This is a genomic window from Marinomonas sp. PE14-40 (assembly GCF_051623805.1).
In the GTDB taxonomy this organism is placed as follows: domain Bacteria; phylum Pseudomonadota; class Gammaproteobacteria; order Pseudomonadales; family Marinomonadaceae; genus Marinomonas.
The window spans coordinates 3,224,627-3,249,285 of sequence record NZ_CP130700.1 but is presented as its reverse complement, the minus strand read 5'-3'; the positions used below and the strand labels follow the sequence as shown (position 1 = coordinate 3,249,285).

At 42.4% G+C, this 24,659-nt stretch carries 23 protein-coding genes; 15 read left to right on the top strand and 8 right to left on the bottom strand.

Annotated elements, in window-relative coordinates:
* The first annotated feature begins 165 nt into the window (after window positions 1–165).
* Together Q0A08_RS15075 and Q0A08_RS15070 are read left to right on the top strand one after the other, a co-directional pair.
* Window positions 166–546, top strand: a complete 381-nt coding sequence (locus tag Q0A08_RS15075) for a hypothetical protein (RefSeq protein ID WP_438462340.1) — start codon at window positions 166–168, stop codon at window positions 544–546.
* Window positions 547–603: 57 nt separating this feature from the next.
* On the top strand, window positions 604–2,004 hold the full coding sequence (locus Q0A08_RS15070; protein ID WP_438462338.1) for an MFS transporter: 1,401 nt from the start codon (window positions 604–606) through the stop codon (window positions 2,002–2,004).
* An 87-nt stretch (window positions 2,005–2,091) separates the two neighbouring features.
* Here the strand turns inward: Q0A08_RS15070 and Q0A08_RS15065 are convergent, their stop codons facing one another.
* The 6 genes from Q0A08_RS15065 to Q0A08_RS15040 all read right to left on the bottom strand — a co-directional run bounded on the left by Q0A08_RS15065 (window position 2,092) and on the right by Q0A08_RS15040 (window position 6,975).
* On the bottom strand, window positions 2,092–3,216 hold the full coding sequence (locus Q0A08_RS15065) for an LPP20 family lipoprotein (RefSeq protein WP_438462337.1): 1,125 nt from the start codon (window positions 3,214–3,216) through the stop codon (window positions 2,092–2,094).
* A 1-nt stretch (window position 3,217) separates the two neighbouring features.
* Window positions 3,218–3,817, bottom strand: a complete 600-nt coding sequence (locus tag Q0A08_RS15060; protein ID WP_438462336.1) for a penicillin-binding protein activator LpoB — start codon at window positions 3,815–3,817, stop codon at window positions 3,218–3,220.
* A 63-nt stretch (window positions 3,818–3,880) separates the two neighbouring features.
* Window positions 3,881–5,572, bottom strand: a complete 1,692-nt coding sequence (locus tag Q0A08_RS15055; protein WP_438462335.1) for a hypothetical protein — start codon at window positions 5,570–5,572, stop codon at window positions 3,881–3,883.
* Window positions 5,573–5,780: 208 nt separating this feature from the next.
* Window positions 5,781–6,239, bottom strand: a complete 459-nt coding sequence (gene secB / locus Q0A08_RS15050) for a protein-export chaperone SecB (RefSeq protein WP_438462333.1) — start codon at window positions 6,237–6,239, stop codon at window positions 5,781–5,783.
* A 54-nt stretch (window positions 6,240–6,293) separates the two neighbouring features.
* On the bottom strand, window positions 6,294–6,548 hold the full coding sequence (gene grxC / locus Q0A08_RS15045) for a glutaredoxin 3 (protein WP_438462332.1): 255 nt from the start codon (window positions 6,546–6,548) through the stop codon (window positions 6,294–6,296).
* Window positions 6,549–6,558: 10 nt separating this feature from the next.
* Entirely contained in the window at window positions 6,559–6,975 is a 417-nt protein-coding gene (locus Q0A08_RS15040) for a rhodanese-like domain-containing protein (protein ID WP_438462331.1), read from the bottom strand.
* A gap of 127 nt (window positions 6,976–7,102) precedes the next feature.
* On the opposite strand from Q0A08_RS15040, the gene Q0A08_RS15035 reads away from it, so the two are divergent.
* Window positions 7,103–7,789 (top strand): hypothetical protein, encoded by a 687-nt coding sequence (locus Q0A08_RS15035; RefSeq protein WP_438462330.1) that lies wholly within the window; start codon window positions 7,103–7,105, stop codon window positions 7,787–7,789.
* 43 nt (window positions 7,790–7,832) lie between these two features.
* Here Q0A08_RS15035 and Q0A08_RS15030 read toward each other — a convergent pair whose 3' ends face one another.
* Window positions 7,833–8,630 (bottom strand): DUF1338 domain-containing protein, encoded by a 798-nt coding sequence (locus tag Q0A08_RS15030; protein ID WP_438462329.1) that lies wholly within the window; start codon window positions 8,628–8,630, stop codon window positions 7,833–7,835.
* A gap of 154 nt (window positions 8,631–8,784) precedes the next feature.
* On the bottom strand, window positions 8,785–9,651 hold the full coding sequence (locus Q0A08_RS15025; protein WP_438462328.1) for a LysR family transcriptional regulator: 867 nt from the start codon (window positions 9,649–9,651) through the stop codon (window positions 8,785–8,787).
* Window positions 9,652–9,817: 166 nt separating this feature from the next.
* On the opposite strand from Q0A08_RS15025, the gene amaB reads away from it, so the two are divergent.
* The 12 genes from amaB (at window position 9,818) to Q0A08_RS14965 (ending at window position 24,623) form a co-directional block, all read left to right on the top strand.
* Entirely contained in the window at window positions 9,818–11,365 is a 1,548-nt protein-coding gene (gene amaB, locus Q0A08_RS15020; protein WP_438462327.1) for an L-piperidine-6-carboxylate dehydrogenase, read from the top strand.
* Between the two features lie 75 nt (window positions 11,366–11,440).
* Window positions 11,441–12,709 carry an NAD(P)/FAD-dependent oxidoreductase gene (locus Q0A08_RS15015; protein ID WP_438462326.1) on the top strand — a complete coding sequence of 423 codons (1,269 nt, stop codon included), beginning with the start codon at window positions 11,441–11,443 and terminating at the stop codon, window positions 12,707–12,709.
* Window positions 12,710–12,884: 175 nt separating this feature from the next.
* Window positions 12,885–13,811, top strand: a complete 927-nt coding sequence (locus Q0A08_RS15010) for a LysR substrate-binding domain-containing protein (RefSeq protein WP_438462325.1) — start codon at window positions 12,885–12,887, stop codon at window positions 13,809–13,811.
* A 103-nt stretch (window positions 13,812–13,914) separates the two neighbouring features.
* Window positions 13,915–15,444 (top strand): 2,3-bisphosphoglycerate-independent phosphoglycerate mutase, encoded by a 1,530-nt coding sequence (gene gpmI, locus Q0A08_RS15005; protein ID WP_438462324.1) that lies wholly within the window; start codon window positions 13,915–13,917, stop codon window positions 15,442–15,444.
* A gap of 37 nt (window positions 15,445–15,481) precedes the next feature.
* Window positions 15,482–16,621 (top strand): murein hydrolase activator EnvC family protein, encoded by a 1,140-nt coding sequence (locus Q0A08_RS15000; protein WP_438462323.1) that lies wholly within the window; start codon window positions 15,482–15,484, stop codon window positions 16,619–16,621.
* An 81-nt stretch (window positions 16,622–16,702) separates the two neighbouring features.
* A complete protein-coding gene (locus Q0A08_RS14995; protein ID WP_438462322.1) occupies window positions 16,703–17,962 on the top strand; it encodes a S41 family peptidase in 1,260 nt (419 codons plus the stop codon).
* Window positions 17,963–17,984: 22 nt separating this feature from the next.
* The gene (locus Q0A08_RS14990; protein WP_438462321.1) at window positions 17,985–19,232 is read left to right on the top strand and encodes a divergent polysaccharide deacetylase family protein; all 1,248 of its coding nucleotides are present in this window, start codon (window positions 17,985–17,987) and stop codon (window positions 19,230–19,232) included.
* Window positions 19,233–19,628: 396 nt separating this feature from the next.
* Entirely contained in the window at window positions 19,629–20,750 is a 1,122-nt protein-coding gene (locus Q0A08_RS14985) for a branched-chain amino acid ABC transporter substrate-binding protein (RefSeq protein WP_438462320.1), read from the top strand.
* A 98-nt stretch (window positions 20,751–20,848) separates the two neighbouring features.
* Window positions 20,849–21,760 carry an ABC transporter permease subunit gene (locus Q0A08_RS14980; RefSeq protein ID WP_438462319.1) on the top strand — a complete coding sequence of 304 codons (912 nt, stop codon included), beginning with the start codon at window positions 20,849–20,851 and terminating at the stop codon, window positions 21,758–21,760.
* On the top strand, window positions 21,761–23,032 hold the full coding sequence (gene livM / locus Q0A08_RS14975; RefSeq protein WP_438462318.1) for a high-affinity branched-chain amino acid ABC transporter permease LivM: 1,272 nt from the start codon (window positions 21,761–21,763) through the stop codon (window positions 23,030–23,032).
* The gene (locus tag Q0A08_RS14970; protein WP_438462317.1) at window positions 23,029–23,913 is read left to right on the top strand and encodes an ABC transporter ATP-binding protein; all 885 of its coding nucleotides are present in this window, start codon (window positions 23,029–23,031) and stop codon (window positions 23,911–23,913) included. The genes livM and Q0A08_RS14970 overlap by 4 nt, the downstream gene beginning before the upstream one ends.
* Window positions 23,910–24,623, top strand: coding sequence for an ABC transporter ATP-binding protein (locus Q0A08_RS14965; protein WP_438462316.1), 714 nt, complete (start codon window positions 23,910–23,912; stop codon window positions 24,621–24,623). The genes Q0A08_RS14970 and Q0A08_RS14965 overlap by 4 nt, the downstream gene beginning before the upstream one ends.
* The last annotated feature ends 36 nt before the right edge of the window (window positions 24,624–24,659 follow it).

The window sequence follows — 24,659 nt, the reverse complement described above, 5'->3', positions numbered from 1 at the left end:
TGACATTGTATAAACTTGTAGCTTTGTAATTGAGTTAACATAAAGAGTTAAATTGAGCGATTTTTGAATTACTTTAAGTATCCATAAATATGTTACTTTAGCCTGACTGAGCCAGTTACCAGAGATCTAACGGATAGATACAAACGAAATAAATAAAGGGTTGTTATGTTGCTAAGATATTTAAAACAATTGCCGAATGGCATTTTGATTCTATGGTGTTATTTAATTTGGTATCTGGTAATCGCATCCTCTTATTTTGTTTGGGATATGAGGTTATGGCTTAACTCTATGGGAATTGCACTTATTGTGGGGACAGCCTTAATACTTGCAACCGGACCGCTTAGTGTTGATCGTATCAAAAATAATTTTTTTCAAGTAATGCGACTGGTGCTCTGTCCTTTCTTTGTGTCTAGTTTTTCTGCATTAACGAAAGGTAAGGGTTTTTTCTTAGTCTTCTCACCTATTCTGCAAGAAAACCTGATTGCTTTATTGGCTTGCTGTGCCTTTGTTGTGCTTACCTTGTCAGTAAAACGCATGGGTAGTTAGAGGCTCTACTTTTCAGGTATTCATTGTTATTTGTGTGCTTGATTTACAAGGAATGATATGACGGCATCACAGCTGCAAGATTTTTATGATACTCATGCCAAAGCAAGGTGGCTTGCTTTGCTGAGTGTCTGTTTAGCTATTTTTGTCACATCTGTCAGTATGTCGGCAGCCAGTATTGCTATTCCTAGTATTGCTAGAGATTTAGACGCCAGTGCCCGAGCGGTGAGTTGGATGCCAACGAGTTTTCTGTGGGGCAATATTGTTTTGCTGTTACCCGCTGGACGCTTGGCTGACTTGGTAGGAAGAAAGTGCATGTACATCACGGGAGTGGCGTTTTTCTCTCTGTTGTCTTTGTTTGTTTTTCTGGTGCAGGATATCGCTTCACTTTTGACGTTAAGAGTGTTTCAAGGCTTTTCTGTGGCATTAATTACCGCAACCTCAATGAGTATTGTTGGGGCGGTGTTTGCTAATTCTAATCGTGGTGCTGCTTTAGGTTTGACCTCATCTTCCGTGTATTTAGGGCTGAGTTGTGGTCCCATTATCGGTGGCTGGTTAACTCAAGAGTTTGGTTGGCGTGCGGTTTTCTGGATGCCGACGCCTGTGATGCTCATTGCCCTACTATTAATTTTTAGTTTTGTTAAAGGTGAATGGAAGACTTCACAAGTTGAGCGGCTTGATAAGCTGGGGAGCATATTGTTCGCGGCTTGGGTAAGTGCCTTTTTTATTGGTATGTCAGATGTTGAAGATATGGCCCACCTTGTCTCACTGGCTTTGGGGGTTTTACTCTTATATGTGTTTATAAAACAGCAGGGACGATCCAAATCGCCTCTTATTCGTATTAGCGCGTTGCGTGCAAACCGTGTGTTTAGTCGTTCTATCTTGTCTAGCTTTTTAATGTATAGCGCTAATTTTCCAATCGTTTTCTTGATGAGTCTTTATCTGCAATACATTCATGAACTCTCACCCTTTGAAGCTGGGCAGCTTGTCTTAATTCAGACCTTTATCATGATGATCTTAGCGCCAATTTCTGGGCGTTTGTCAGACAGATACGAGCCTAGGTATTTGGCAACTCTGGGATGCTTTAGCTTCGCACTAGGCTTAGCGTTGCTATTAAGGCTAGATATGGATACCTCTCTTGCTTATGTTTTTGTTGGTTTAATCTTTTTAGGAATCGGTTTTGGCTTATTCTCATCCCCTAACAACAACGCCATTATTGGGTCTGCCTCAAAGGATAAGTTGAGCATTGCATCTGCCTTAGTGGGCTTGTCACGCAATATGGGTAATCTTTTTAGCACAGGCGTGGTGATGATGTTGATGTCGATAATGTTAGGCAGTCAAAGCATAGGGCCAGATAATTTAGAGCAGCTTTTGTGGGTGGTGAGAGTGGTAATAGTACTTACGTTAATAAGTGCATTATCTGCCTGTTACTACTCTTTTACTCGTGGTCGGATTCATTAGTTTTAACGCGTTTAAATAACCATTAAAAAAGCCCCGTAAGGGGCTTTTTTAATGTAGCTTGAAGCAAAACCAAATCTTTAATTTTGCTTATTGAGCATTGGCCAAATTACCTTGAGTTAAATAGGTAAAAATTTCATCAGCTAAAGATTTAGCTGCTTTTTTATAGGCAGACTGAGTGGCTTGTTCTGGTGTTGCAGAGATGCCTCGTCCAGTTAAGCTCCAGCTTGCCAGCATTTTCGAACTATCACGGGAAACCTCATCAAGAGATGCGTTAAGGTTAACAAACTGATAGGTGCGACCTTCTTTCAATTGCTTATTAGTACTAATATGCAGGTTGATGCGAAGCGGGCTAGTTGCATTGCTTGACGGTGTTAAACCTTTATTTGTTAGTTCACTTCGAAGCACCTTGATTAACGACTGGCTTCTTGCTGATTGGCTACTTACTTGAATAGAGAGCTGGGTTAATAGGCTAGAAAGCTGCGTTTCTAAGCCTTTAATTGTCTCGCTTTTCGCTGACGCTAGATTCGCGTTTGTGCTGTATAGCTGTAATAGATCAAGTTTTTGTGCACGTTCAGACAAGATAGGTAGAGCCGGTAAAATAGATTGCCATTGTTCAACTAGATTACCTTGGGTTTTCGCCTCTAAGGCAATGGCTTCTAGCTGGGTATCTAGTTCTGTTATCTCACGGCGCAAACGGGCTGTGATTTTAGCTCTATCAAGTCGCTGTAAAACATACACGTATTTGCCGGTCGCAACGTTTTCAAGCGTTTCACTTTGCTCTAATACCAGTGACTCAGTGTCCATGCGTGTAGTAGATGAAAACGATTTCAGTACTTGCTCAGACTGAGATGTGCTCTGGCTTACTTGAGTGCTTTGCACATTACTTTGGGAAATCGTCACTCTTAACTGATTTGCCATGTCCGCATTAGCTTGCTGACGCGCACCTTTAATATCAGCCACTAGGTCTTCCGATTGGATGACACTACCGACACCGTAAAGATAACGAGTATCACTTGGCGGTGAGAGTACCCAGCTTGGTGTCGTATTTTTTGCGGCTGTATTTAGTGAGCTGCTACTTGCTTTAGTTGCAGGTGTCGCTTGATTCGAGCTGGCAGCCTGAGTTGGCTCGCTTGATTCATCTGACTTTACAAATAGCTCGGTGCAAGCACCGAGCATCAAGCTAGAAACTAGAATTAAAGAGCGAGACCACATGTTAGAAGAAACTCTTATCGGCAAGTTTCTTAAGTTTTTTCTGTCCATTCCAAACTTCCCTATTGGTTGTCATATCAATCAATTTTAGGTCAACTTGATAGAAAGTAACTCGCTTGTCGCCATCGGAATCAACAATAGAGTTGATGGTGCCTGAAAGAGCAAAACCAGCGCCTTGTTCTTCACCGAACTGTGCCGCAGTACCTTCGGCAGAGTTTAGCTCTTGGTCTTCTCTTTCAGTACGGATGTCAGCACGTTCGCTACCAGATGCAACAAAGTCAACTTTACCCGCGCGTAGTAGAGAGCGTTTGATGTCATTGATAAAGGTATCAACTGGAATGTGTTCATGGCTCTTATTACGAATGCTTTGTACGATAACAGTCGGGTTGCCTGAATTTTTAAAACTGAAATCTCTGAACCAAGGGAAAGACAACATATCTGTCATCATTTCTTCTGCAACTAGGCTCGAATCTTTATCGTTCCAACGATCAGATAAGGCTATCTCTTCGTCAACAGATACACGTTTAACACTGGTTGTACCACAAGCCATTAACATCAGGCTTAAGAAACCAACCACAAGGGTTTTCCAAGAAAAACTAGTCATTTTGTGCTTCCTTTATTAGCAATGTCTAAAACCTTTATCTCTAAGATGAGGTTATATCAAAAGTTAGTTTGGGTTACGAATATTCCAGACTTTAATTTGGTTTTTATTTAACTCAAATGGGTCTAGTGTAAAGTTTTTACCATTGGCTTGATAATTCAGAGACTGTAAGCCGGTTTCAGCCGCGTGTCGTGTTAAACGAACTTGAGCGGGTAGTGTTGACCAGTTTCGTGTCTCAGAAGATGCCGATGCTAATACTGCAATTTTACCGACCAAACCTAATAATAAACTGGCGGTCTCATCTTGTACTTCACTAGAAACTTTATAGGCCAAGTAATTACGTAAAAGTTCCCTTAATAGCGTTTCATAAATATCACGGCTCGCCTGACTTAACTGAACCTGCATAGTGATATCCGCTAAAGATGTCATGCGAACAGATTGTTCTTTCGCAGCCCCAGAAGCCCCTAGGCTGGTGGTAAGTTTGGTTTGAGTATTATCTAGCACAACAGGGTCATAATAAGGAACAGCAATTCGTACTGGCGCCTCATTTAACATCTTGTCTATGCCAACCGATCGCAATGAACGCCAGCCAGCATTACCAAGAATAATGCGTTTAGTGAATACACCTGCAAAAGTGCTCCAAGCGCCACCTGCTTGATAGTTAGCAAATAGATTTAATAACCCCTGATCAGCATAGACCATGCTAAACCAGCGTGATGCATTATTCGCATCTTGATGTGTGCCTGTGTAAAGAGGTTCTAACACTAAAGAATAACTTTGTGGTGAAGCGTACAGCATCAAGTTAAGCTCTTTTCGCTCAGGCACAAAGCCTTGTTCTTCTAATACAATAATTTCAGCTGGTTTTTTATCGTAATCAGCTAACAATGCTTGGTACTTCTTATTCAGCTTTTCTTTTGCAAGGCTTGGGTACTCGCTTTGCCAGCCGCCCGCTTTTTTCATCATGCGTATGGTATCAAGCCAAGCTCTTTGGCCCGCGTCTTTAGGCAGATTGTATTGCTTGGTATAACCCTTGTCGTACAGGTTCGCTGAGGCTTGGTAAGCGATACGGGCATCATCATATTCGCCGCTGACTTCATACTGAAGGCCTTCCATATATCTAGCCCAAGCGTCATCGCGGTAAACATAGTCGTCACTATTTATGCCACCCGTATAGAAACCAGAAAGCCAATCAACAGCCTTAGATAGAAACGTTTTATTAGCGCCATCTATGTCGTCATAACTTGGGTTAAGTGCTGCAATTTCATTTAACTTAAGGTCAATGCGTCGAGACTCAACGAGCGCAGCATCAAGTAGGCTTTGTCTTTGTTGTCTGCTAGTTGCTTGTTCTGCTAGGGCAAGGTAGTTGAGTGACTTGAAGAAGTTGATATAAACACGCTCAAAACCGGTCGGCTGGAAATCCCCTTGCATGGGGTTGGCAAGTAATGCCCAAGAGCGGCTGCTGATACTTTCTTCCAAAAAGGTATCGCTGAGTCTTTCTGCTTGTTCTAGTAACTGATTACTGCGCTCGTAATCGCCTTGGTATTGGGCCAGAGCGCCAATTTCTAACAGGCGTAATAAATGATCTTGAGAGCTATCAAGTGTGTCATTGATAACCTCTTCTGCTTCATGCCATTGCCCTTGCTTAGCAAGGTCTCGACCGTCACTAATGTCTTGGTTGTAAGTAGCACAACCTGATAAAAATAAAACGGAAAGAAGGGCTAGATAGGCGCTTCTAAAGTCCTTTTTGCATATATTCATGGGTAAACAACACTAGTATTAGGGCAATACAGGCACAGTAAAGGACCATCCAACGTATTTTCATACATCGGGCACAAGGTTTTTTCTTGCGGACACTTTTGGTTTTTGCCATGCTCTTCCCTGGGTGAGTGGAAACAATAAGCTGTGGTTGATTATTTATAACACAAAAAAAAGGGCAATTAAGCCCTTCTTTTTATCACTCAATAATTTATTGAGAGGTTTCTTCAGCTTGCTGCTTTTTAAGGCTATCCATATAAAGCGCATCGAAGTTTACTGGTGCAAGCATCAAAGCAGGGAAGCTACCTTTAACGCAAAGTGCGTCGATGTTTTCACGAGCGTAAGGGAAAACAGTACCTGGGCAGAAAGCACCTAGTGCGTGGTGTAGCTGCTGATCATCAAGACCTGCAATGGCAAATAGACCGCCTTGTTGAACTTGTACTAGGAAAGCGTTTTCGCCATTGTTCTTAACATTCACAGTGACTTCTAATACCACTTCATACAGGTTCTCGCCTACTTGACGACTTTTAGTATTCAGTTCTAGACCAACTTCTGGTTTCCATTCTTCCTGAAAAACCATAGGTGAACGTGGAGATTCAAACGAGATGTCTTTTAAAAAGATACGTTGTAGGGCAAGTTGCGGTGCAACTGCTTCTGTATTTTCAGCCATTGTATTTCCTTAGTCTTATGTATTTTTTAGTATTTTTAGTCTGGTATTAATGCATTACTGAGACAGTAACGCATCTAACTTACCACTACGTTCCAAGGCAAATAATTCATCACAACCGCCGACATGATGCTCTTGGATCCAGATCTGAGGGACGGATGTGCGGCCACTCTTTTCTGTCATTTCACGGCGTAGAGCAGATTGGCCATCAACATTAATTTCGTTGAATTCGACCTGCTTCATTTTTAACAATTGTTTCGCTCTAATACAAAAAGGACAATAGTCACTTGAGTAAATAGTTACCTGAGACATTTTGACCTCTCTAGCTAGTTACTAATGGCAAATTAGCGCCTTGCCACTCAGCAATTCCGCCTTGCATTTTATAGACAGTGTAACCTTCTTTTTGCAGCTCTTTCGCGCTAGCGCCAGAAGTCATACCTGTTTTACAAACTAAGATGATGGGGTTTGATTTATGATTCTCAAGTGTCGCCATCTGATCTTTTATTTTTGTCGCAGGAATATTGATTGCGCCGGTAATATGACCAGTTTTAAACTCAGCAGCAGGACGAATATCAAGGACAACAGCTGATTCGTTGTTCATCATGTTAGTGGCTTCTCCTGTGGACAAGCTACTAGCGCCACCTTTCTTCTCAACCCAAACTACAAGTGCTAGTAAGGCAATAAAGAGAGAAACCATTTCCCAATGGTTGGTGGAAAACTCAATTAGTTGGTTCATCATACGCGTAAGACCCATTAGACCTATCAAAAAACTGCAGGCATTATACACGGCAAAAGCAGGGCGTACATGATAGAAATAGAATCTCAGGGCGACTTGAATAAGTAGAAGAGGTAAAAGACGTAAGGATATGAATATTAAATTAATAAAAGCGGGTTTCAGTGCCTTGCTGATTATCTTAGTCACGGGCTGCACAAGTCAGGTTAAACAACCTCAAACACAAGCCAAAATAGAACCAGTGCTTGACGAGCTACAACGGCTTAAACAGCAAAGATCTCAATTACAATTTCAGTTTTCCAGGTTAACCGATGAATGGTGGCAAAGAAGTGGTGAACTTGCCTCTACTCAGTCTGAGTTGCCCTTGCTATCTAATAACCCAGATACGATTAGCGAGATTAATCGCGTGCTAAAAAACAAAAACGAGGCGCTGACAAAAAAGTTAATCGCACTTAATAAGAAAGTTGAAGCGAGAAAAAGAGGGGATATTGAAGGCATAAAGCTGAACTTAGCGCTTAAATATGCGGGTTATAAAGCGGCAAATGCGGAAAAATCCAAAGCGGTACAGCCAAGCCAGATTAATCTAGTGCAAGGCGAGACAATGCTTTGGCAGCTATATACTAAACAAGGCTTCGCACTACCCAGAGTGCCTGTGACCTTAAGTGAAGCTAATCAGCTTTTTATCGAGAATCAGTTGATTGCGCAATTAGAACTTGATGGGCCAAGCTCAAGCTTTATTACCAGTGTCACGCTTTATGGACAGCAGATTTATGCTGCAGGGCAGTTAGATATTATGTTGGCACCGACTATCGCGAAATAGTGGTGCCAACAAATTGGTCGCGCAAGAGGATCTTAGTGAGAGATTATTGATTAGTAGAATCAAAAATCTTATCGGCATTACCTTCGATAAAGCTATCAAACACTTCACCGTTTTCCATCTTGTGTCTTAGGGCAAATTCGTAGAAACAAGATGGAATTTCAACCTTCTTAGTAGAAGAAAATTCAAACTTAATCTTATCCGCCATAGTCGATGACTGTTCTAGGCAAAGTTCAGGTGTGCCTTTAATCAGACCACCAACTTCGTTTAGAGTATAACCTTCATCGATTAATAACTGATTCACGCTTTCAATCGTGTCAAAGTTCTCTAAGTGGTTAATGCTAACGGTAAAGTGGTTTGCTTTAAGGCCCATAGTCGATAACCACGCCGCATATTCACTTTCAGCGGCAAGTACTTGGTACTCTTCGTAGCTAGGCTTGCTCCATAGGCGACCCTGCCAAAAAATACTTGGAGATTGAACAACTTGTGTTGGAATCTGATTAACCAATTTATTAATCACTTCTTGTGCAACCTCAGATAATTCATGAGATAGCAGTTCACTGACAAAAATTTTAGGCTGAGTTGGATCTGAGTGCTTGAAGCATTTAGCAAACAGGTGTTTCTTTTCAAAGGTGAAAGCACCGTAAGCTTGGTAGCCAATTTGCTCAAGCATAGGTGTTAATTTATCTAGGCTAATAGGGGAGTTCGCAAAGGTACGAAATGCCACGTGGTCATTCAGTACTTTTTCACCCTTGCTTTCAAATAATTCTTGAATGCGTTTTGCTTGAGGTGTGACTGCAATATAGCTGTGCCATAGGGAATGAAAAAAATCTTGAACTAACATCTTGGTATCCTGTTTCAGTTGAACTGCATTTAACTTGCATTAACTGTAGCGAATAACAGGGCAAGTTAACAAAAGCTTAATTATCATCTTCTCATGCAAAAAAGTTGGGCATGACTTATATCACAATCTTTTAATTGTTTATTTACTCTCTCGATCAGTTATCAAGCAACTGCTTTTGAAGTGCTTTCTGCAAGTCCATTTTACTGTTTAAAATGCTTTGCAATAGCCTGTTTGGCAGGCTTTGTGACTTGTGGTGAGCCAGACCGACAAGACGTTTGAAGTTAGCATCATTAAGAGGGCGTAAACAGATATCTGATCTCTGTCTGGCTGAGTGCTCTGGAATAAGCGAAATGCCAAGGCCTGCTGCAACTAAATCGAGTGCGTATTCTTCGGTTTTAACCTGTGCTCTAACATCTACCTGAATACCTTGCTTGTGAATTAAATAGTGCCAAGATTCAATGATGTCGCAGGGAGTGCGACTAATAAAAGGCAGGCCATCAATTTGTTTGAGACTAATGTCTTTTTGCTTTGCCAGCATGTGGTTTGGTGCCATTGCTAAGACATAATCATCTTCCCATAGAGGGTGGAAAATATCTTCACTGGTTAGATAGCGCTGGCAGGTAAACCGCAAATCAGCCTGTTCAGATTCATCCACTAAGTTAAGTTGTAAGTTAGGTACTTGCTCTAACATGGTCTTAATGACTTGGCTGACTAATGACCCTGATAAAAAAGGCATGAGAGATACGGATAAATCTAGGTTGTTTTGTGGCGTATTGAAGAGGCTGGGTAAGGCTTGTAAATCGTTAATGACCTTACAAGCGTGCGGGTATAAGTCTTTCGCATTGTCCGTGGCAGTCACCCCTTTTGAATGGCGCGTAAATAGAGTGACTTTTAATGCATCCTCTAATTGAGCTATTGCGGCAGAAATGGAAGGCTGAGCAACAAAGCAGCGTTTTGCTGCAGCACTTAAGCTTCTCTCCTCATAGACGGCGGTGAAATACCTTAGACTGCGAATATCCATAGTTTTGAGCTCTATTAAATCAAGAATAAAGAGGTAATAAGGAATGAGTATGCGTTTAGCTATAGGAAAAAACTAGAGCGTTACAAGGAAAAGTGTATTTCCTCTTTGTTTTTAGTGGCAGTAATCTTGATGGAAATCGTTGAAATCTTTTCTATTTGAGGTGTCTATGTCGACTCTAACTTGTCTTGAAACTATTGGTATTAATCGTCTTCGTGAAGGTGATCATTTTTTTAGTGTGTTAACGGGAAACCACGAGGCGCTGGGACAAGGCGATAGCTTTACGGCATCTAGCCCAATTAATGGCGAGCCTTTGTCTTCTTTTAAAAATGCGAGCCTTGACCAGCTTGACTCGATTAATGACGAGATGAGCCAAGCTTTTAAAACCTTCCGTACGATTCCTGCTCCGCTTCGTGGTGAGCTGGTACGCCGTATTGGTGATGAGGCGCGTAAATATAAAACAGAACTTGCTCAAATTATTTCTTTGGAAGCGGGCAAAATCATGCCTGAAGCCCTAGGTGAAGTGCAAGAGTGGATCGATGTGTGTGATTTTGCTGTCGGCCAATCAAGAATGTTACATGGTTTGAGTATTGTGAGTGAGCGCCCAGGCCATAGAATGATGGAGCAGTGGCACCCACTTGGCCCCGTTGCTGTGATTACTGCGTTTAACTTCCCCATGGCCGTTTGGTCTTGGAATGCCATGCTAGGCTTGGTTTGTGGTAACCCAATTCTACTAAAGCCTTCCGAAAAAGCGCCACTTTGCGCGCTTGCCATGTATAGCATTGCACAAAAAGTATTGACTGATATGCCTGAGATTCCAAAAGCAGTATGCAGTGTCGTTATTGGTGATCGTCAAGTCGGTGAAGCGATGGCGGCAGCGCCAACTTATCCACTTGTTTCTGCGACTGGTTCAACCGCTATGGGTCGTCAAGTAGCACAAACGGTAGCGGCTCGCTTAGGCCGTTCTTTGTTAGAGCTAGGTGGCAACAACGCCATGATAGTGTCAAAAACAGCGGATCTTGATTTAGCACTCAGAGCTATCGTCTTTTCTGCTGCGGGTACAGCAGGTCAACGTTGCACAACGTTGAGACGTTTGATTACTCACTCTTCAGTGGTTGATGATTTAGTTGCACGCCTTGTGAAATCTTATTCCTCTTTGCCTATCGGTGATCCATTAGTAGAAGGTTCTTTAGTTGGGCCGTTAGTTGATGAGCAAAGCTTCAATGCGATGCAATCTGCTTTAGAACAAGCTAAAGCTCAAGGTGGAGAAGTCGTGTTTGGTGGCCAGCGTGTCACGGCTAACGTACCAGCAGGTGGCTTCTATGTGCAGCCCGCAATCGTTCGTATCGCTCATGATGCTGCAATTGTTCAGCAAGAAACCTTCGCGCCCATTCTTTATGTGCTGAGCTTTGATGAGTTTGAAGAAGCCATTGAGATTCAAAACAATGTGCCTCAAGGTCTGTCTTCAGCTGTATTCACAGAAAGCATGCGTGAAGCGGAGGCCTTTATGTCTCCAGCGGGTTCCGACTGCGGTATTGCTAACGTCAATATTGGTACCTCTGGTGCTGAGATTGGTGGCGCATTTGGGGGTGAGAAAGAAACTGGCGGCGGTCGTGAAAGTGGCTCTGATGCGTGGAGAAACTATATGCGTCGTACCACAAACACAGTGAACTATGGTGGTGATTTACCATTGGCTCAAGGCATTGTTTTTGAGTAACTTAGAGTGATCTAAGCCCCCTATTCTGGTTAGTCTTAGGGCTAACCAGAGCCTTCCCTTATGCGAGGTAACACTATGACCGACGCGAATTTATCTCTCTGGCGAGCCTCTGCAAAAGAGCAGCTTAATCTCACCTCGTTAAATGACTCTATCCAAGTGGATGTCGCGATAATAGGGGCAGGATATTCTGGGTTGTCTTGCGCACTTACTCTGGCTGAAAAAGGCGTTAATGTGGCTGTGCTAGAGGCAAATACGGTGGGTTTTGGTGGTTCTGGTCGTAACGTCGGTCTTGTGAATGCTGGTTTATGGATGCCTCCAAATGAAGTTGAAGATGCGTTGGGTTTGGATGCGTCTAACTTGCTTTATCATGCGTTGGCGCAAGCACCAGATTTGGTTTTTTCGTTAATTGATGAATATAAGATTGATTGTGAAGCGACCCGTAACGGTACCTTGCATGCTGGTGTTGGTCGTGTCGGAATGAAGCAATTAGAGAATCGCTTTCTGCAATTGAGTCAGCGCCAAGCCCCTGTGGTTTTGCTTGGTGAAGGTGAGGCAAGGACTCGTATTGGTTCAAACGTTTTTTCAGGTGCTTTGTTCGACCCTAGAGCTGGGACGATACAGCCTTTATCCTATGCCTTGGGGTTAGCTAGAGCAGCATTATCTCAATCGGTCAGTATTTATCAAAACAGTCAGGTTGTGAGCATTGATGTGCATGCTCAAAAGTGGCGTCTTAAATGTAGCTCTGGTGGTGAAGTAATGGCTAATAAGGTGGTTATGGCAACTAACGCTTATCCAGAGAAGCTTTTTCCTCAAATACAGCAATCCTTTGTGCCGATACAATATAGTCAATTTGCTAGCCAAGCTTTGCCTGATGATATCTTGCAACACATTTTACCCAATAAAGAAGGTGTTTGGGATACTTGTACAGTGATGAGTTCTTTGCGTCTTGATCAATCTGGACGCTTGATTTTTGGTGGTATGGGAGGAGCAGGACTTAATACCCGTTTATTAGATTGGGCCGATAAAAGGGTGAAGCAATTGTTTAGCCAATTACCTAAGTTGGATTGGCAATATGCTTGGAGCGGTCAAATTGCTTTTAGTCATGATCATCTGCCTCATTGTCACCAGCTTGATGATGGTATCTATAGTTTGGTTGGATATAGCGGTCGTGGTATTGGACCGGGTACCGTTATGGGGAAAGAGCTAGCCCGTTACCTTATAAACCCTGAGCATAAAATGCCGCTACAAATGACTCAAATAAACAAGGTTTCTTTACGAGAGATGAAACGATCCTTTTATGAGGTTGGGGCGCACATCTATCATTATGGCCAGCTTTTGACTTGATATGAATGTGTTTGAATCGGCTTTAAATATTGTTATCAAAGTATTTTTGGTGTTTTGGGCTGTTTAGGTGCGTTTTTTCGAAGAAATGGCTAATTTCCTCAGTTTTTTGTGTTGTCTTAGATCAAACTCGGTTACAGTTTCTACCTTCTTATGTAACAAGTTGTGGCAAATTTAAATGCGCCGATACCTACCTTCGTCTACCGCCCTAAAATGTTTTGAAGCATCTGTTCGTCATCTGAGTTTTACCCGTGCTGCCCAAGAGCTACATTTAACTCAAAGTGCTGTAAGTCGACAAATCCGTAATCTTGAAGAGTTTTTATCAAGAGACCTCTTTATTAGGCTTAATAAACGTTTGGTATTGACCGGTACTGGTGCCGCTTACTACAAAGAAGTGGTGCCCTTACTAGACAGCATGGAAAGTGCCTGCTTAAAAATGTTACACAGGGAAGATGAAAAAATCTCTCTGCAACTTGCTTCTTTACCGACCTTAGCTTCTTTTTGGTTAGTGCCTAAATTGGCTAAATTCCAGCGTGCTCACCCGCAGTTTAATATCAAGGTGAATGCTATGGATGTGACGGATAATCTAGACCCTAAACAAGTTGATGTGATCTTGCATTATGGCGGTGATCATTGGCCAAAAGGGGTATCGCATCATTTAATGAATGAGTATGTGATTCCTGTTTGTTCGCCTGAACTTTTGGCTGAGCAAGGTTTAACGATGAATACTGCTAAACGTAGCGATATTAGTTTGTTTCCTTTGATGCATTTAACCTCACGCAGTAATGCTTGGTCTGAATGGATGGCACAGCAAGAATTAGCGGCCAGCCATTTAACAGGGCCAGGTTTTGAGCATTTCCATATGTTATTAGAAGCGGCTAAATCTGGAATGGGTGTGGCGATCATGCCAACCATGATAGTAAAAGATGCGTTGGCCTCTGGTGTACTCGTGGCGCCTTTTGGCGAGGCTTGTATGACTCCTCATGAATATTTCCTTTCTTACCCTGCTAATAAGGCTGATTTAGAACAAGTGGTCACATTCCGTGACTGGTTGTTAGAACAGGTCGACCCTCAAACTCAAGTTGAATCTTTAGCTGCTGGATAATCAAACAAAATTAGCCCTAACTGGCTGAGATCTTGTAACAAAATTACAAGCCTGTGTTAGTATCGAAATACGACGATTATTTAACTTAACGGGTATCGGTACAATGGCGAAGAAGACAACCGCACTTTTTATTTTGGATGGCTGGGGCTATAGCGAAACATCTAAGTCAAATGCAATTGCAGCGGCAAATACGCCTAATTGGGATAAATTATGGCAGACAAGGCCACATAGCTTAATTCAAACATCAGGTATGGCGGTTGGTCTACCTGAAGGCCAAATGGGTAATTCAGAAGTTGGCCACATGAACTTAGGTGCTGGTCGTACGGTTTATCAAAACTTCACTCGTATTGGTAAAGCCATAGATGAAGCTTCATTTTTTGAAAATGAAGCTTTAGCAAATGCAGTTGATACAGCGGTTAAAGCAGATAAAGCCGTTCATATTTTAGGTCTATTGTCAGCTGGCGGTGTGCATAGTCACCACGAACAAATTATGGCCATGAGCGAAATGGCAGTAAAACGTGGCGCTAAAAAGGTCTATGTTCACGGTTTTACTGATGGGCGCGATACGCCTCCTCGTTCTGCACAAACACCCATTGCTGAACTTGAAGCTAAATTAGCTGAGCTAGGTACTGGTCGTATTGCAACTTTAACCGGTCGTTATTTCGCAATGGATAGAGATAACCGTTGGGAACGTGTTGAAACCGCTTACAATGCGATTGTATCTGGTCAAGCTGACTATCAAGCTGATACAGCTGAACAAGCGATTCTTGCTGCGTACGACAGAGATCAAAACGATGAGTTTGTGCCTGCAACCGTTATTGGCGATGCCGTGACTGTTGAAGACGGTGATGCCATTGTCTTTGCTAACTTCAGACCAGACCGTGCTCGTCAAATTACTCGTGCTTTTACTGATGCTGATTTCTCTGGTTTTACTCGTCAAGCAATACCAAAACTAGGTGCGTTTGTAACTTTCACCGAATATGCGTCTGATATCAAGGCGAGTGTCGCTTATCCTCCGCTGGCTCTAAGTAATACACTTGGTGAAGTCTTGGCTAAGCTAGGCAAGACTCAATTACGTATTGCTGAAACTGAAAAATATGCTCATGTCACCTTCTTCTTTAATGGTGGTGAAGAAGCTTTGTTCGAAGGAGAAGAGCGTGCACTTATCCCTTCACCTGATGTAGCAACTTATGACCTAAAGCCTGAAATGAGTGCGCCAGAAGTGACAGATAAGCTGGTGGAAGTTATTTCAGCTGGTACTTATGACACTATCATTTGTAACTTTGCTAATGGCGATATGGTTGGGCACAGTGGAATATTTGAGGCAGCGGTTAAAGCTGTAGAAGCCGTTGATGCTTGTATTGGTCGCGTGTTAGAAGCTTTAGAGGTTAATGGTGGCGCTTGCTTGATTACCGCAGATCACGGAAATGTGGAACAAATGTTAAGTGATGACGGTACTCAGCCGTTAACTTCACATACGATTGAACCTGTGCCTCTGGTACTTGTCTCTCCTGATGTGAGTTTATCAATTAAAGGCGGAGCGTTAAGCGATATTGCGCCAACGTTACTTGAGATGATGGAAATAGAAGCACCGGCAGAAATGACTGGTCAAAGCTTACTATTACGAGATTAACCTAATCTGAATAGATTGAGAGTGTGGTAACGACTTTATGGGCAAATTGGTACTTGTTTTGTTTGTGAGTCTTTGCTCCTTCTTTTCATTACATGTGACTGCTGCAGAGCCAAAATCTGCAGCAGAAGCTGAGCAACAAATTAAGGCTTTGCAAGAAGAATTAAAGTCGCTCAATGTGTGGTTGAAAGAGGTGCAGTCAGAGAAATCACAAATTGAAGGTCAGTTAGAAGGTAAAGAAAAGTCTATTAATGAGCTCTTGAAACAAATAAAAACCATTCAAGACAATATTAAACAGAGTGATGGTCAGCTCAAGGAGCTGGCCATAAAACAACGAAAGCTGAAAATAAGTATTCAGCAACAGAATCAACAGATAGCCGCCCAAATAAGGGCGGTTTATCGTTCTGGTGAGCAAGAAGGCATGAAATTTTTGCTCGATGGCCGTACGCCTGAAGAGATAATGCGTATGGTGAGATACAACCGATATTTCTCCCAAGCACGCCAATCTTTAATTAATGGCTATGGAATACAGGTAAATGAACTAAGCTTAATTGAAAAGAGCATGCGCTCTCATAGGGCACAGCAAGCGCGAGAAGAAGCGAAACTTGTTGAAGAGCGCAAGGTGTTAGCAAAACAACAGAATGAGCGTCAGCAGATTCTGGCTAAACTTCAAAAGGATATTCGATCGGGAGGTAATAAGGCAAAAACGCTAAAACGTAATCAACAGCAGTTACAAGCCCTATTGCTTAAGCTTGAAGAAGCATTAGCTGAAATGCCTGTTATTGATGAGAAGGTAGCGTTTAGTTCCTTGAAGGGTAAGTTAAATAAACCCCTAGGACGGTTAAATGTACTGCGAGAGTCAGGGCAAGTGAACTTAGGTGGCGTTACATTGTCTGCCAAAGAAGGTACTGAAGTGAATGCGGTTTACCACGGAAGGGTGATTTTTTCTGATTGGCTAAGAGGATTTGGCCTAGTACTGATTTTGGATCACGGTGATGGATATATGTCTTTATATGGCTATAACCAGAGCTTGCTCAAAGAGGTCGGGGAATGGGTCAATACCAATGACCCAGTCGCGACGGTCGGGAGTTCAGGTGGTCGTACTATACCGGGGCTATTTTTTTCTATTCGTCATAACGGTACCCCCGTTAACCCGCTTAAGTGGGTAAAACAAGGCTAAGCCCGCTTATTTGCATTAATAAGGTTGGTGAGCAAAACATCAATCTTGATGCGAATAAAAGGTATGGTCAGAGGTTCAAGTATGAATTTTTTAAAAGCAATAAGTGCCGCGTTTCTTGTGGTTGTGTTAAGCAGCCCAATCGCGCAAGCCAAAGAGCAACAGGTCCCACTAGCGGAAATTCAATCTTTCGTTGAGTCTTTTGAAACCATAAGCCAAGGCTATGTGGATGAGCTCTCTGATCAACAAATTCTAAGTAAGGCGTTAAAAGGAATGGTAGCGGCTCTCGATCCTCATTCTGAATACTTAACGCGTGAAGAAATCTCCAAGTTTCGAGAGATGACATCTGGCAAATATGCGGGTGTGGGCATAGAAGTCGAAATGATAGAAGGGCAGCTTGTGATTGTATCGCCAATTGACGGCTCGCCAGCGGCTTCGGCTGGGCTTCAACCTGGCGATACTGTGCTTCGTATTGATGATACCCTGATTAATGATATGGGCTTGCAAGAAGTGATTGTCCTTATGCGTGGTGAGGTGGGAACTAATATTCACCTGACCATAGAAAGAGAAGGTGAGTTAAAAGATTTTGATATCATGCGTGGCCTAGTGCAAAGTGCCAGTGTGACGAATAAATGGTTAGAGAACGATGTGGGTTATGTGCGGATTAGCCAATTTCAGGGCAGTACAGGCGCTGAGTTTCAACGAGCGTTAGAGGCAATGAAGGCAGAACACCCGTTAGAAGGTTTAGTGCTCGATTTGAGAAACAACCCGGGTGGCGTATTACAAGGTGCCGTTTCTGTTGTGGATGCTTTTTTAAGTGATGGCATCATAGTTTATACCGACGGTCGCCATAAAATGTCTAAAGCCCAGTTCAATGCAACAAAAACGAAATATCTAGATGCTGTTCCAACCGTCGTATTAGTGAATTCAGGTTCTGCTTCTGCCTCTGAGATCGTGGCTGGCGCATTACAGGATCATAAGCGTGCCGTTATTATGGGCACTGAAACCTTCGGTAAAGGAACCGTGCAAACTGTAGTGCCATTAACAGATGGTTCAGCAATTAAGTTAACCACAGCGCTTTATTACACACCAAAAGGGCGATCAATTCAGGCTCAAGGAATTATTCCTGACATGGAAGTACCTCAAGCCAACCTTGTTATACAGGACACAGGGTTTATCGTTAAAGAGGCTGATTTGAGTGGTCATATTGCAAATGGCCTAGGTGGAGAGGATAGAAATAGCCTAGATGCTGAAAATAGCTTCGATGATATCGCAAAAAATGACTTTCAATTGTTTCAGGCCTTGTCTGTACTCAAAGCCTTCCCTAAACTTGTGCCTCAATAAAACCTGTACTAGTTGAGAAATTATGTTTGACCCATTTCTGCGAGCAATAAAACGCTCGCAGCTTCTATTTGTAAGCCTATTAATATCTTCGTCCTCTTTAGTTTATGCTGATGACTCTGGCCCACTTGTTATTGACGAACCTGAATCATTAACTCAATCTCTTGAATCACAAACAGATGTCACGGATGAGACACTCAACCTTACGGAACTAGTACCTGTTGCAAGTGAACTTGACTCAAGCCTTGAGACTCAAGCTGCTGGCCCTGAATTAGAGCTAGCAACAGAGGGTGAAAAAACAGAAATGACAGAGGTTGAAAAAGAGCCTCTTGTTGCACAAGAAGATGCGAAAGTCAGTACCCAAGTACAAGACACCCAGCCACTAGGGCCTGTTATAACGACACCTGAAGCGGCGTCTAAAACATCAAATAGTCCTTCAACACCTTTGTTACCCAGTTACCCTAATATCAAGTTAACTGGTGCTGAGGATGAATCCTTGGACTTTTTATGGCAAAAAACCTTTCCAACCCTAAAGCACTCAGAGCCTAAAAGTATTCAGTTAGTTGAACAAAATGAGACTGTCTCTAAACCAGAAGAGACAAGTGTAATTGACGATAGACCAAGTATTACCATTATTATTGATGACCTTGGTTATAACCGTCGAGGTATGGAAGAGTCTTTGTCACTGCCTGTTGAAGTGGCTTTGGCTATTTTACCTCATACCCCTTTCTCTAAAAAAACGGCACTTGCTGCAACTGAGCAAACTCGCAACATCATACTGCATGTACCGATGGAGAATGAAAGAGAGCTTAAGTTAGGGCCAGGTGGCCTTTATAAGAGTATGGGTGAAAAGGAATTAAAAGAAACCTTGAAAGCTGGCATTGAGAGTGTGCCAGGTATTCAAGGTATCAATAACCATATGGGCAGCTTGTTAACGCAAGATACTCAAAGAATGGAATGGGTAATGGAAGTGATCCAGCCAATGGAGCTCTTTTTTATTGATAGCTTAACGAGCCCTAACAGCGTGGCACTAGCTAATGCTCTTAAGTTTAATCTAACCACAACTCGCCGTGATGTCTTTTTAGATAATATTCAAGATGAAAAGGCCATTGATAGACAATTTAAACGTTTGTTAGCCATAGCAAAAAAACGTGGTAAGGCGTTAGCGATTGGCCACCCTTATCCTGCAACCATGAATTATTTATCTAAACGCTTAGCGAAACTAGATGATGATGGGATCAGGTTGATCTCAATTGCTGAATACATTGAATAGGACTCAATAAACCAAATCGGACTAAATTTAAAAACAATTAGATAAGAAGTTTTTAAGTAAAACTTCTTATCTGCTTTAAACCCCTTCTGTCTCAATATCCTACTGTATATCGTATAAAATCCGCTAAAAACAATGGAAATGTCTAGTTACTGCTTGTTTTTCAGTCTATTTCTTTTGTATTTCTTTGTTCTTGTAAAATATTATTTGGTTATTTATAACTCAATTGTGTTGACCTATCCGCGTGTTAAAGATTAATGTTTATCTCATATTGAGTCGCGAAACAGAGTTAATCTGGCACTTTATATGTTCTATTTACTCGTCAATTCAAGCCGATGAATGGAACGCTTCTTGCTTTAATATAATAATCATAAACTGGAATGAGTAGGAGCTTGACTAATGTCAAATGCTATTGTGAAAAAATCTTTACTTTCTATCGCAATCGCTGGTGCTATGGGTGCATCAGTTCTAGCACAAGCGGATGTTGTTATTGGTGTAGCAGGCCCTCATACGGGTGCATATGCTGCATTTGGTGAGCAATTATGGCGCGGTGCTGAACAAGCCGCTAAAGACATTAATGCTGCAGGTGGTATTAATGGTGAAATGATTAAACTAGTAAAAGCTGATGATGCTTGTGAACCTAAGCAGGCCGTTGCTGTCGCTAACCGCTTAGTAGATTCTGATGAAGCTGTTGGCGTTGTTGGTCACTTCTGTTCTTCTTCAACTATGCCTGCTTCAGATATTTATGAAGAAGCTGGTGTATTAATGGTAACCCCTGCCTCAACTAACCCTCGTGTAACCGACCGTGGTTTATCTAACGTTTTCCGTGTTTGTGGACGTGATGACCAACAAGGTGATGTTGCTGGTGCTTACATTATTAGTGAATTAAACGCGAAGCGCGTTGCTATCATTCACGATAAAGATACTTATGGCAAAGGTCTAGCTGACGCAACTAAATCTGCGTTGAATAACTATGGTGTTAATGAGGTTCTTTATGAAGGCCTAACACGTGGTGAGAAAGATTTTAACGCCTTGGTTACTAAAATTCGTTCTGTTGATGCCGAAGTAGTTTACTTTGGTGGGCTTCACTCAGAAGCTGGCCCGCTAGTACGTCAATTACGTGAGCAGGGGTCAAAAGCTATCTTCATTTCTGGTGATGGTATCGTATCTAACGAATTCGCCGCTGTTGCTGGTTCGCCTGAGTACATTGATGGTGTACTAATGACATTCGGTGCAAACCCACAATCTTACCCAGCAGGGAAGAAAGTGGTTCAAGTCTTCAAAGACAGTGGTTATGAGCCAGAAGGTTATACTCTGTACTCATATGCAGCTATGCAAGTGGTTGTTGAAGCCCTTAAAAATAATGACCTTGATCCAATCAAAGGCGCTGATTGGTTGAAATCAAACAGTGTTTCTACTGTCATGGGCGTTAAGGACTTTGACTCGAAAGGCGACCTAAAAGTGTCTGACTACGTTATGTATGAGTGGGACAACATGGGTAACTATGCTCAAGTAAACTAATACTCTATTGGTTTATTAGCATAATGCATGAAGATCACAACCAGCTTGGCTGGTTGTGATTCCTTTCTAAGTTTTTAAAATCCCCACGAGGTCTTACGATGGATATCGTTCTCCAGCAGTTGGTTAACGGTCTTACCCTTGGGTCTGTTTATGGACTCATTGCTATCGGGTATACCATGGTATACGGCATTATCGGTATGATTAACTTCGCCCACGGCGATGTATACATGGTGTCCGCATACATTACTGCGATTGTTGTCGCATTATTATCTTTCTTCGGAATAGAATCTTTCCCGATTATTATTATCGGTACTCTCTTTATCACAATTGCCGTTACTGGCGCATATGGTTGGGCTATAGAACAAATTGCCTACCGTCCCCTTCGTAATTCCGGTCGTTTATCAGCTTTGATTTCTGCGATTGGTATGTCCCTCATATTACAAAACTATGTACAAATCAGCCAAGGTGCACGCCAGCAGGGTATTCCAACCATGCTTACAGGTGCTGTCAGATTTGATATTGGCGATGGTTTTGTACAGATTACCTATATGAAACTGGTAATTTTGTTAGTGGCCTTCTTAGGTATGGGTACACTGACTTATATTATTCAGAAAACAAAATTAGGCCGTATGTGTCGAGCGACACAACAAGATAGAAAAATGGCATCCATATTGGGTATTAACACTGACCGTGTTATTTCCATTGTCTTTGTAATTGGTGCCTCAATGGCTGCCTTAGCGGGTGTTTTGATTACCTTAGATTATGGCGCATTTGATTTCTATGTGGGCTTTATTATAGGGATTAAAGCGTTTACAGCTGCTGTACTCGGCGGCATTGGCTCCTTACCGGGTGCCATGTTGGGTGGAATCATTCTTGGCGTTTCTGAATCCTTGTTTGCTGGTCTGATTAGTTCAGACTACAAAGATGTTTTCTCTTTCTCCTTGCTTGTGATTATTTTGATTTTCCGTCCAAGTGGTCTTTTAGGTAAACCTGAGGTGGAGAAAGTTTAGATGAACGCAACGATTGATTATAAAAAGAGCACCATTGATGCCGTCATTGCAGGTTTAATGGCATTAGTGCTATTTGGCCCTGTTGTCGGTGTCGTGCTACAAGGTTACGGCTTTACCACAGAATTTGATCGGGTTGCTTGGATGGTTGCGGCGGTTGCAATTGGCCGTTTTGTTATCTCCAGCTTCTTACAATCGAGTAAGGGTAAAGAGATCCTCTTTAGGCACAGCTCTGGTGATGATACTGGGGTAGTGGTTAAGTCGCCTGACTATAAATCTAATATGGTTTGGATCATTCCTGTTGTCATCTTAATTGGCTTGATGGTGCCTTTCATTGCATCTAAGTATGTACTGACAGTCATTATATTGGGTTTGATTTATGTCTTACTTGGCTTAGGTCTAAACATAGTTGTTGGTCTAGCGGGTCTGCTTGATTTGGGTTTTGTTGGTTTCTATGCCATCGGGGCTTATGGTTTAGCCTTAGGTTATGAGTATTTAGGTTTAGGCTTTTGGTCTATGTTACCTATTGCTGCTATTTTGGCCGCAATAGCCGGGGCAATCTTAGGTTTCCCCGTACTGCGAATGCATGGTGACTACCTGGCTATTGTGACCTTAGGCTTTGGTGAAATTATTCGATTGATATTGAATAACTGGTCTGCCGTGACTCATGGTCCAAATGGTGTATCAGCACCACTACCACAACTCTTTGGATTAGAGTTTAAACGACGATCCCGGGACGGCACTCCATTCCATGAATTTTTCAATTTAGATTACAACTCTGGTTTCAAGTACATGTTTATTTACTTGATTCTATTTATTGTTGTTTTGCTCGTGCTTCATGTTAAGCAACGTCTAGTGAAAATGCCGATTGGTCGTGCTTGGGAAGCCCTGCGTGAGGATGAAATTGCCTGTCGATCTTTGGGTTTAAACCACGTACTGGTTAAGTTGTCAGCCTTCATGATGGGTGCATCGGTTGCTGGTATTGCAGGTGTTTTCTTTGCCACTTACCAAGGTTTTGTTAACCCGTCTTCCTTTACATTTATGGAATCTGCTTTGATTCTTGCAATCGTTGTATTGGGGGGAATGGGATCAACCTTAGGGGTAGTAATCGCCGCCTTCTTCTTGACTGTGGCGCCAGAATTGTTGCGTGAGTTTGCCGAATATCGTGTCCTCATGTTTGGTGTCTTGATGGTAGTTATGATGATTTGGAAGCCTCGTGGTTTAGTCAGGGTGACGCGAACAGGCTTTGCGACGCGTAAGGGGGTATTGAAATGAAGCAGGAAAATATCCTAGAAGTTGAAAACCTTGTCATGCACTTTGGTGGTATCAAAGCGTTAAACGATATTACTTTTGATATTAAACGTGGTTCGGTTTCTGCTCTCATCGGTCCAAACGGTGCAGGTAAGACGACTGTATTTAACTGCTTAACCGGTTTTTATAAAGCCACAGGTGGTCAAATCACCCTGGGTGCAAAAGGTAAAGAAACCAGTGTTATCAAGGTGTTAGGCGAGAATTTTAAAGCCAGTGATTACTTCTCTCCAGTAGCCTTTGCTAATCGATTGAAGTATAAAATGTTTGGTGGTTCTCACCTGGTTAACCGTGCTGGCCTTGCTCGTACTTTCCAAAATATTCGTTTGTTTAAAGAAATGTCTGTGGTGGAGAACCTTTTGGTTGCCCAGCATATGACAGTAAAGCGCAGTATATTGGCAGGCATTGCTAATACTGAGTCTTTCAAACAAGCGGAAGAAGACGCTTTGCAAAAAGCCTTCTATTGGTTAGGCGTAGTCGACCTTGTGGCTCACGCTAACCGTTTGGCGGGTGAGCTCTCTTATGGTCAGCAACGTCGTTTAGAAATTGCACGTTCCATGTGTACTAACCCTGAGATCATTTGTCTTGATGAGCCGGCTGCGGGTCTTAATCCATCTGAAACGGATGCGTTAACCAAGATGATTCGTATCTTGCGAGACGAGCATAATGTCACCGTGCTATTGATTGAACATGATATGGGGATGGTCATGGATATCTCTGACTATATTGTGGTGCTTGATCATGGTCAGGTCATCGCTAAAGGTGGTCCTGATGATATTAAGAATAATCCAAAAGTAATTGCTGCCTACTTGGGTGCTGAAGACGAAGATGAAGAGGTAGGCCTATGAGTACATTAATGCAATTTAAAGACGTTGATGTCTATTATGGCCCGATTCAGGCTCTTAAAAAGGTATCTTTGGATGTGAATACCGGCGAAATTGTGACCTTAATTGGTTCCAATGGCGCAGGTAAGTCGACCCTACTTATGTCTATATTTGGTCAACCTAGAGTATCTTCTGGTGAAATTATATACCGTGGCGAGGATATCTCGAAAAAGTCAGCACACTATGTGGCGTCTAATGGCTTGGCTCAATCTCCAGAAGGGCGTCGTGTCTTTCCTGGGATGTCGGTGGAAGAAAACCTCTTGATGGGGACTATTCCAATCGGCATGAAGCATGCTGAAGAAGATATGCAAAAGATGTTTGAGATTTTCCCTCGCTTGAAAGAGAGGCGTAATCAAAGGGCATCTACTATGTCTGGTGGTGAACAACAAATGTTAGCGATTGCTCGTGCTCTAATGAGTCGTCCTAAGCTTTTGCTGTTGGATGAACCCAGTTTGGGTTTAGCGCCAATCGTGGTAAAGCAAATCTTTGAAGTGCTAAAAGAAGTCGCCGCTTCTGGTATGACTATCTTCTTAGTTGAACAGAATGCTAACCATGCGCTGAAGCTTGCTGACCGTGGTTATGTCATGGTTAACGGTGAAATTCGCATGACAGGAACAGGTGATGAATTGCTGGTTAATCCAGATGTTCGTGATGCCTACCTTGGCGGACATTAAACCGAGCTAAAATAAAAAGCCTCGTCTTGGATCCAA

Coding starts and splice junctions, on each gene's coding strand:
- grxC (WP_438462332.1), bottom strand. CDS start 6,548: ATGTCTCAGGTAACTATTTACTCAAGTGACTATTGTCCTTTTTGTATT.
- Q0A08_RS15015 (WP_438462326.1), top strand. CDS start 11,441: ATGACCGACGCGAATTTATCTCTCTGGCGAGCCTCTGCAAAAGAGCAG.
- Q0A08_RS14995 (WP_438462322.1), top strand. CDS start 16,703: ATGAATTTTTTAAAAGCAATAAGTGCCGCGTTTCTTGTGGTTGTGTTA.
- Q0A08_RS15040 (WP_438462331.1), bottom strand. CDS start 6,975: ATGATGAACCAACTAATTGAGTTTTCCACCAACCATTGGGAAATGGTT.
- Q0A08_RS15070 (WP_438462338.1), top strand. CDS start 604: ATGACGGCATCACAGCTGCAAGATTTTTATGATACTCATGCCAAAGCA.
- Q0A08_RS15000 (WP_438462323.1), top strand. CDS start 15,482: ATGGGCAAATTGGTACTTGTTTTGTTTGTGAGTCTTTGCTCCTTCTTT.
- Q0A08_RS15010 (WP_438462325.1), top strand. CDS start 12,885: ATGCGCCGATACCTACCTTCGTCTACCGCCCTAAAATGTTTTGAAGCA.
- Q0A08_RS14965 (WP_438462316.1), top strand. CDS start 23,910: ATGAGTACATTAATGCAATTTAAAGACGTTGATGTCTATTATGGCCCG.
- Q0A08_RS15065 (WP_438462337.1), bottom strand. CDS start 3,216: ATGTGGTCTCGCTCTTTAATTCTAGTTTCTAGCTTGATGCTCGGTGCT.
- Q0A08_RS14990 (WP_438462321.1), top strand. CDS start 17,985: ATGTTTGACCCATTTCTGCGAGCAATAAAACGCTCGCAGCTTCTATTT.
- Q0A08_RS14985 (WP_438462320.1), top strand. CDS start 19,629: ATGTCAAATGCTATTGTGAAAAAATCTTTACTTTCTATCGCAATCGCT.
- amaB (WP_438462327.1), top strand. CDS start 9,818: ATGTCGACTCTAACTTGTCTTGAAACTATTGGTATTAATCGTCTTCGT.
- Q0A08_RS15025 (WP_438462328.1), bottom strand. CDS start 9,651: ATGGATATTCGCAGTCTAAGGTATTTCACCGCCGTCTATGAGGAGAGA.
- gpmI (WP_438462324.1), top strand. CDS start 13,915: ATGGCGAAGAAGACAACCGCACTTTTTATTTTGGATGGCTGGGGCTAT.
- livM (WP_438462318.1), top strand. CDS start 21,761: ATGAACGCAACGATTGATTATAAAAAGAGCACCATTGATGCCGTCATT.
- Q0A08_RS15035 (WP_438462330.1), top strand. CDS start 7,103: ATGAATATTAAATTAATAAAAGCGGGTTTCAGTGCCTTGCTGATTATC.
- Q0A08_RS14980 (WP_438462319.1), top strand. CDS start 20,849: ATGGATATCGTTCTCCAGCAGTTGGTTAACGGTCTTACCCTTGGGTCT.
- Q0A08_RS15060 (WP_438462336.1), bottom strand. CDS start 3,817: ATGACTAGTTTTTCTTGGAAAACCCTTGTGGTTGGTTTCTTAAGCCTG.
- Q0A08_RS15030 (WP_438462329.1), bottom strand. CDS start 8,630: ATGTTAGTTCAAGATTTTTTTCATTCCCTATGGCACAGCTATATTGCA.
- Q0A08_RS14970 (WP_438462317.1), top strand. CDS start 23,029: ATGAAGCAGGAAAATATCCTAGAAGTTGAAAACCTTGTCATGCACTTT.
- Q0A08_RS15075 (WP_438462340.1), top strand. CDS start 166: ATGTTGCTAAGATATTTAAAACAATTGCCGAATGGCATTTTGATTCTA.
- secB (WP_438462333.1), bottom strand. CDS start 6,239: ATGGCTGAAAATACAGAAGCAGTTGCACCGCAACTTGCCCTACAACGT.
- Q0A08_RS15055 (WP_438462335.1), bottom strand. CDS start 5,572: ATGAATATATGCAAAAAGGACTTTAGAAGCGCCTATCTAGCCCTTCTT.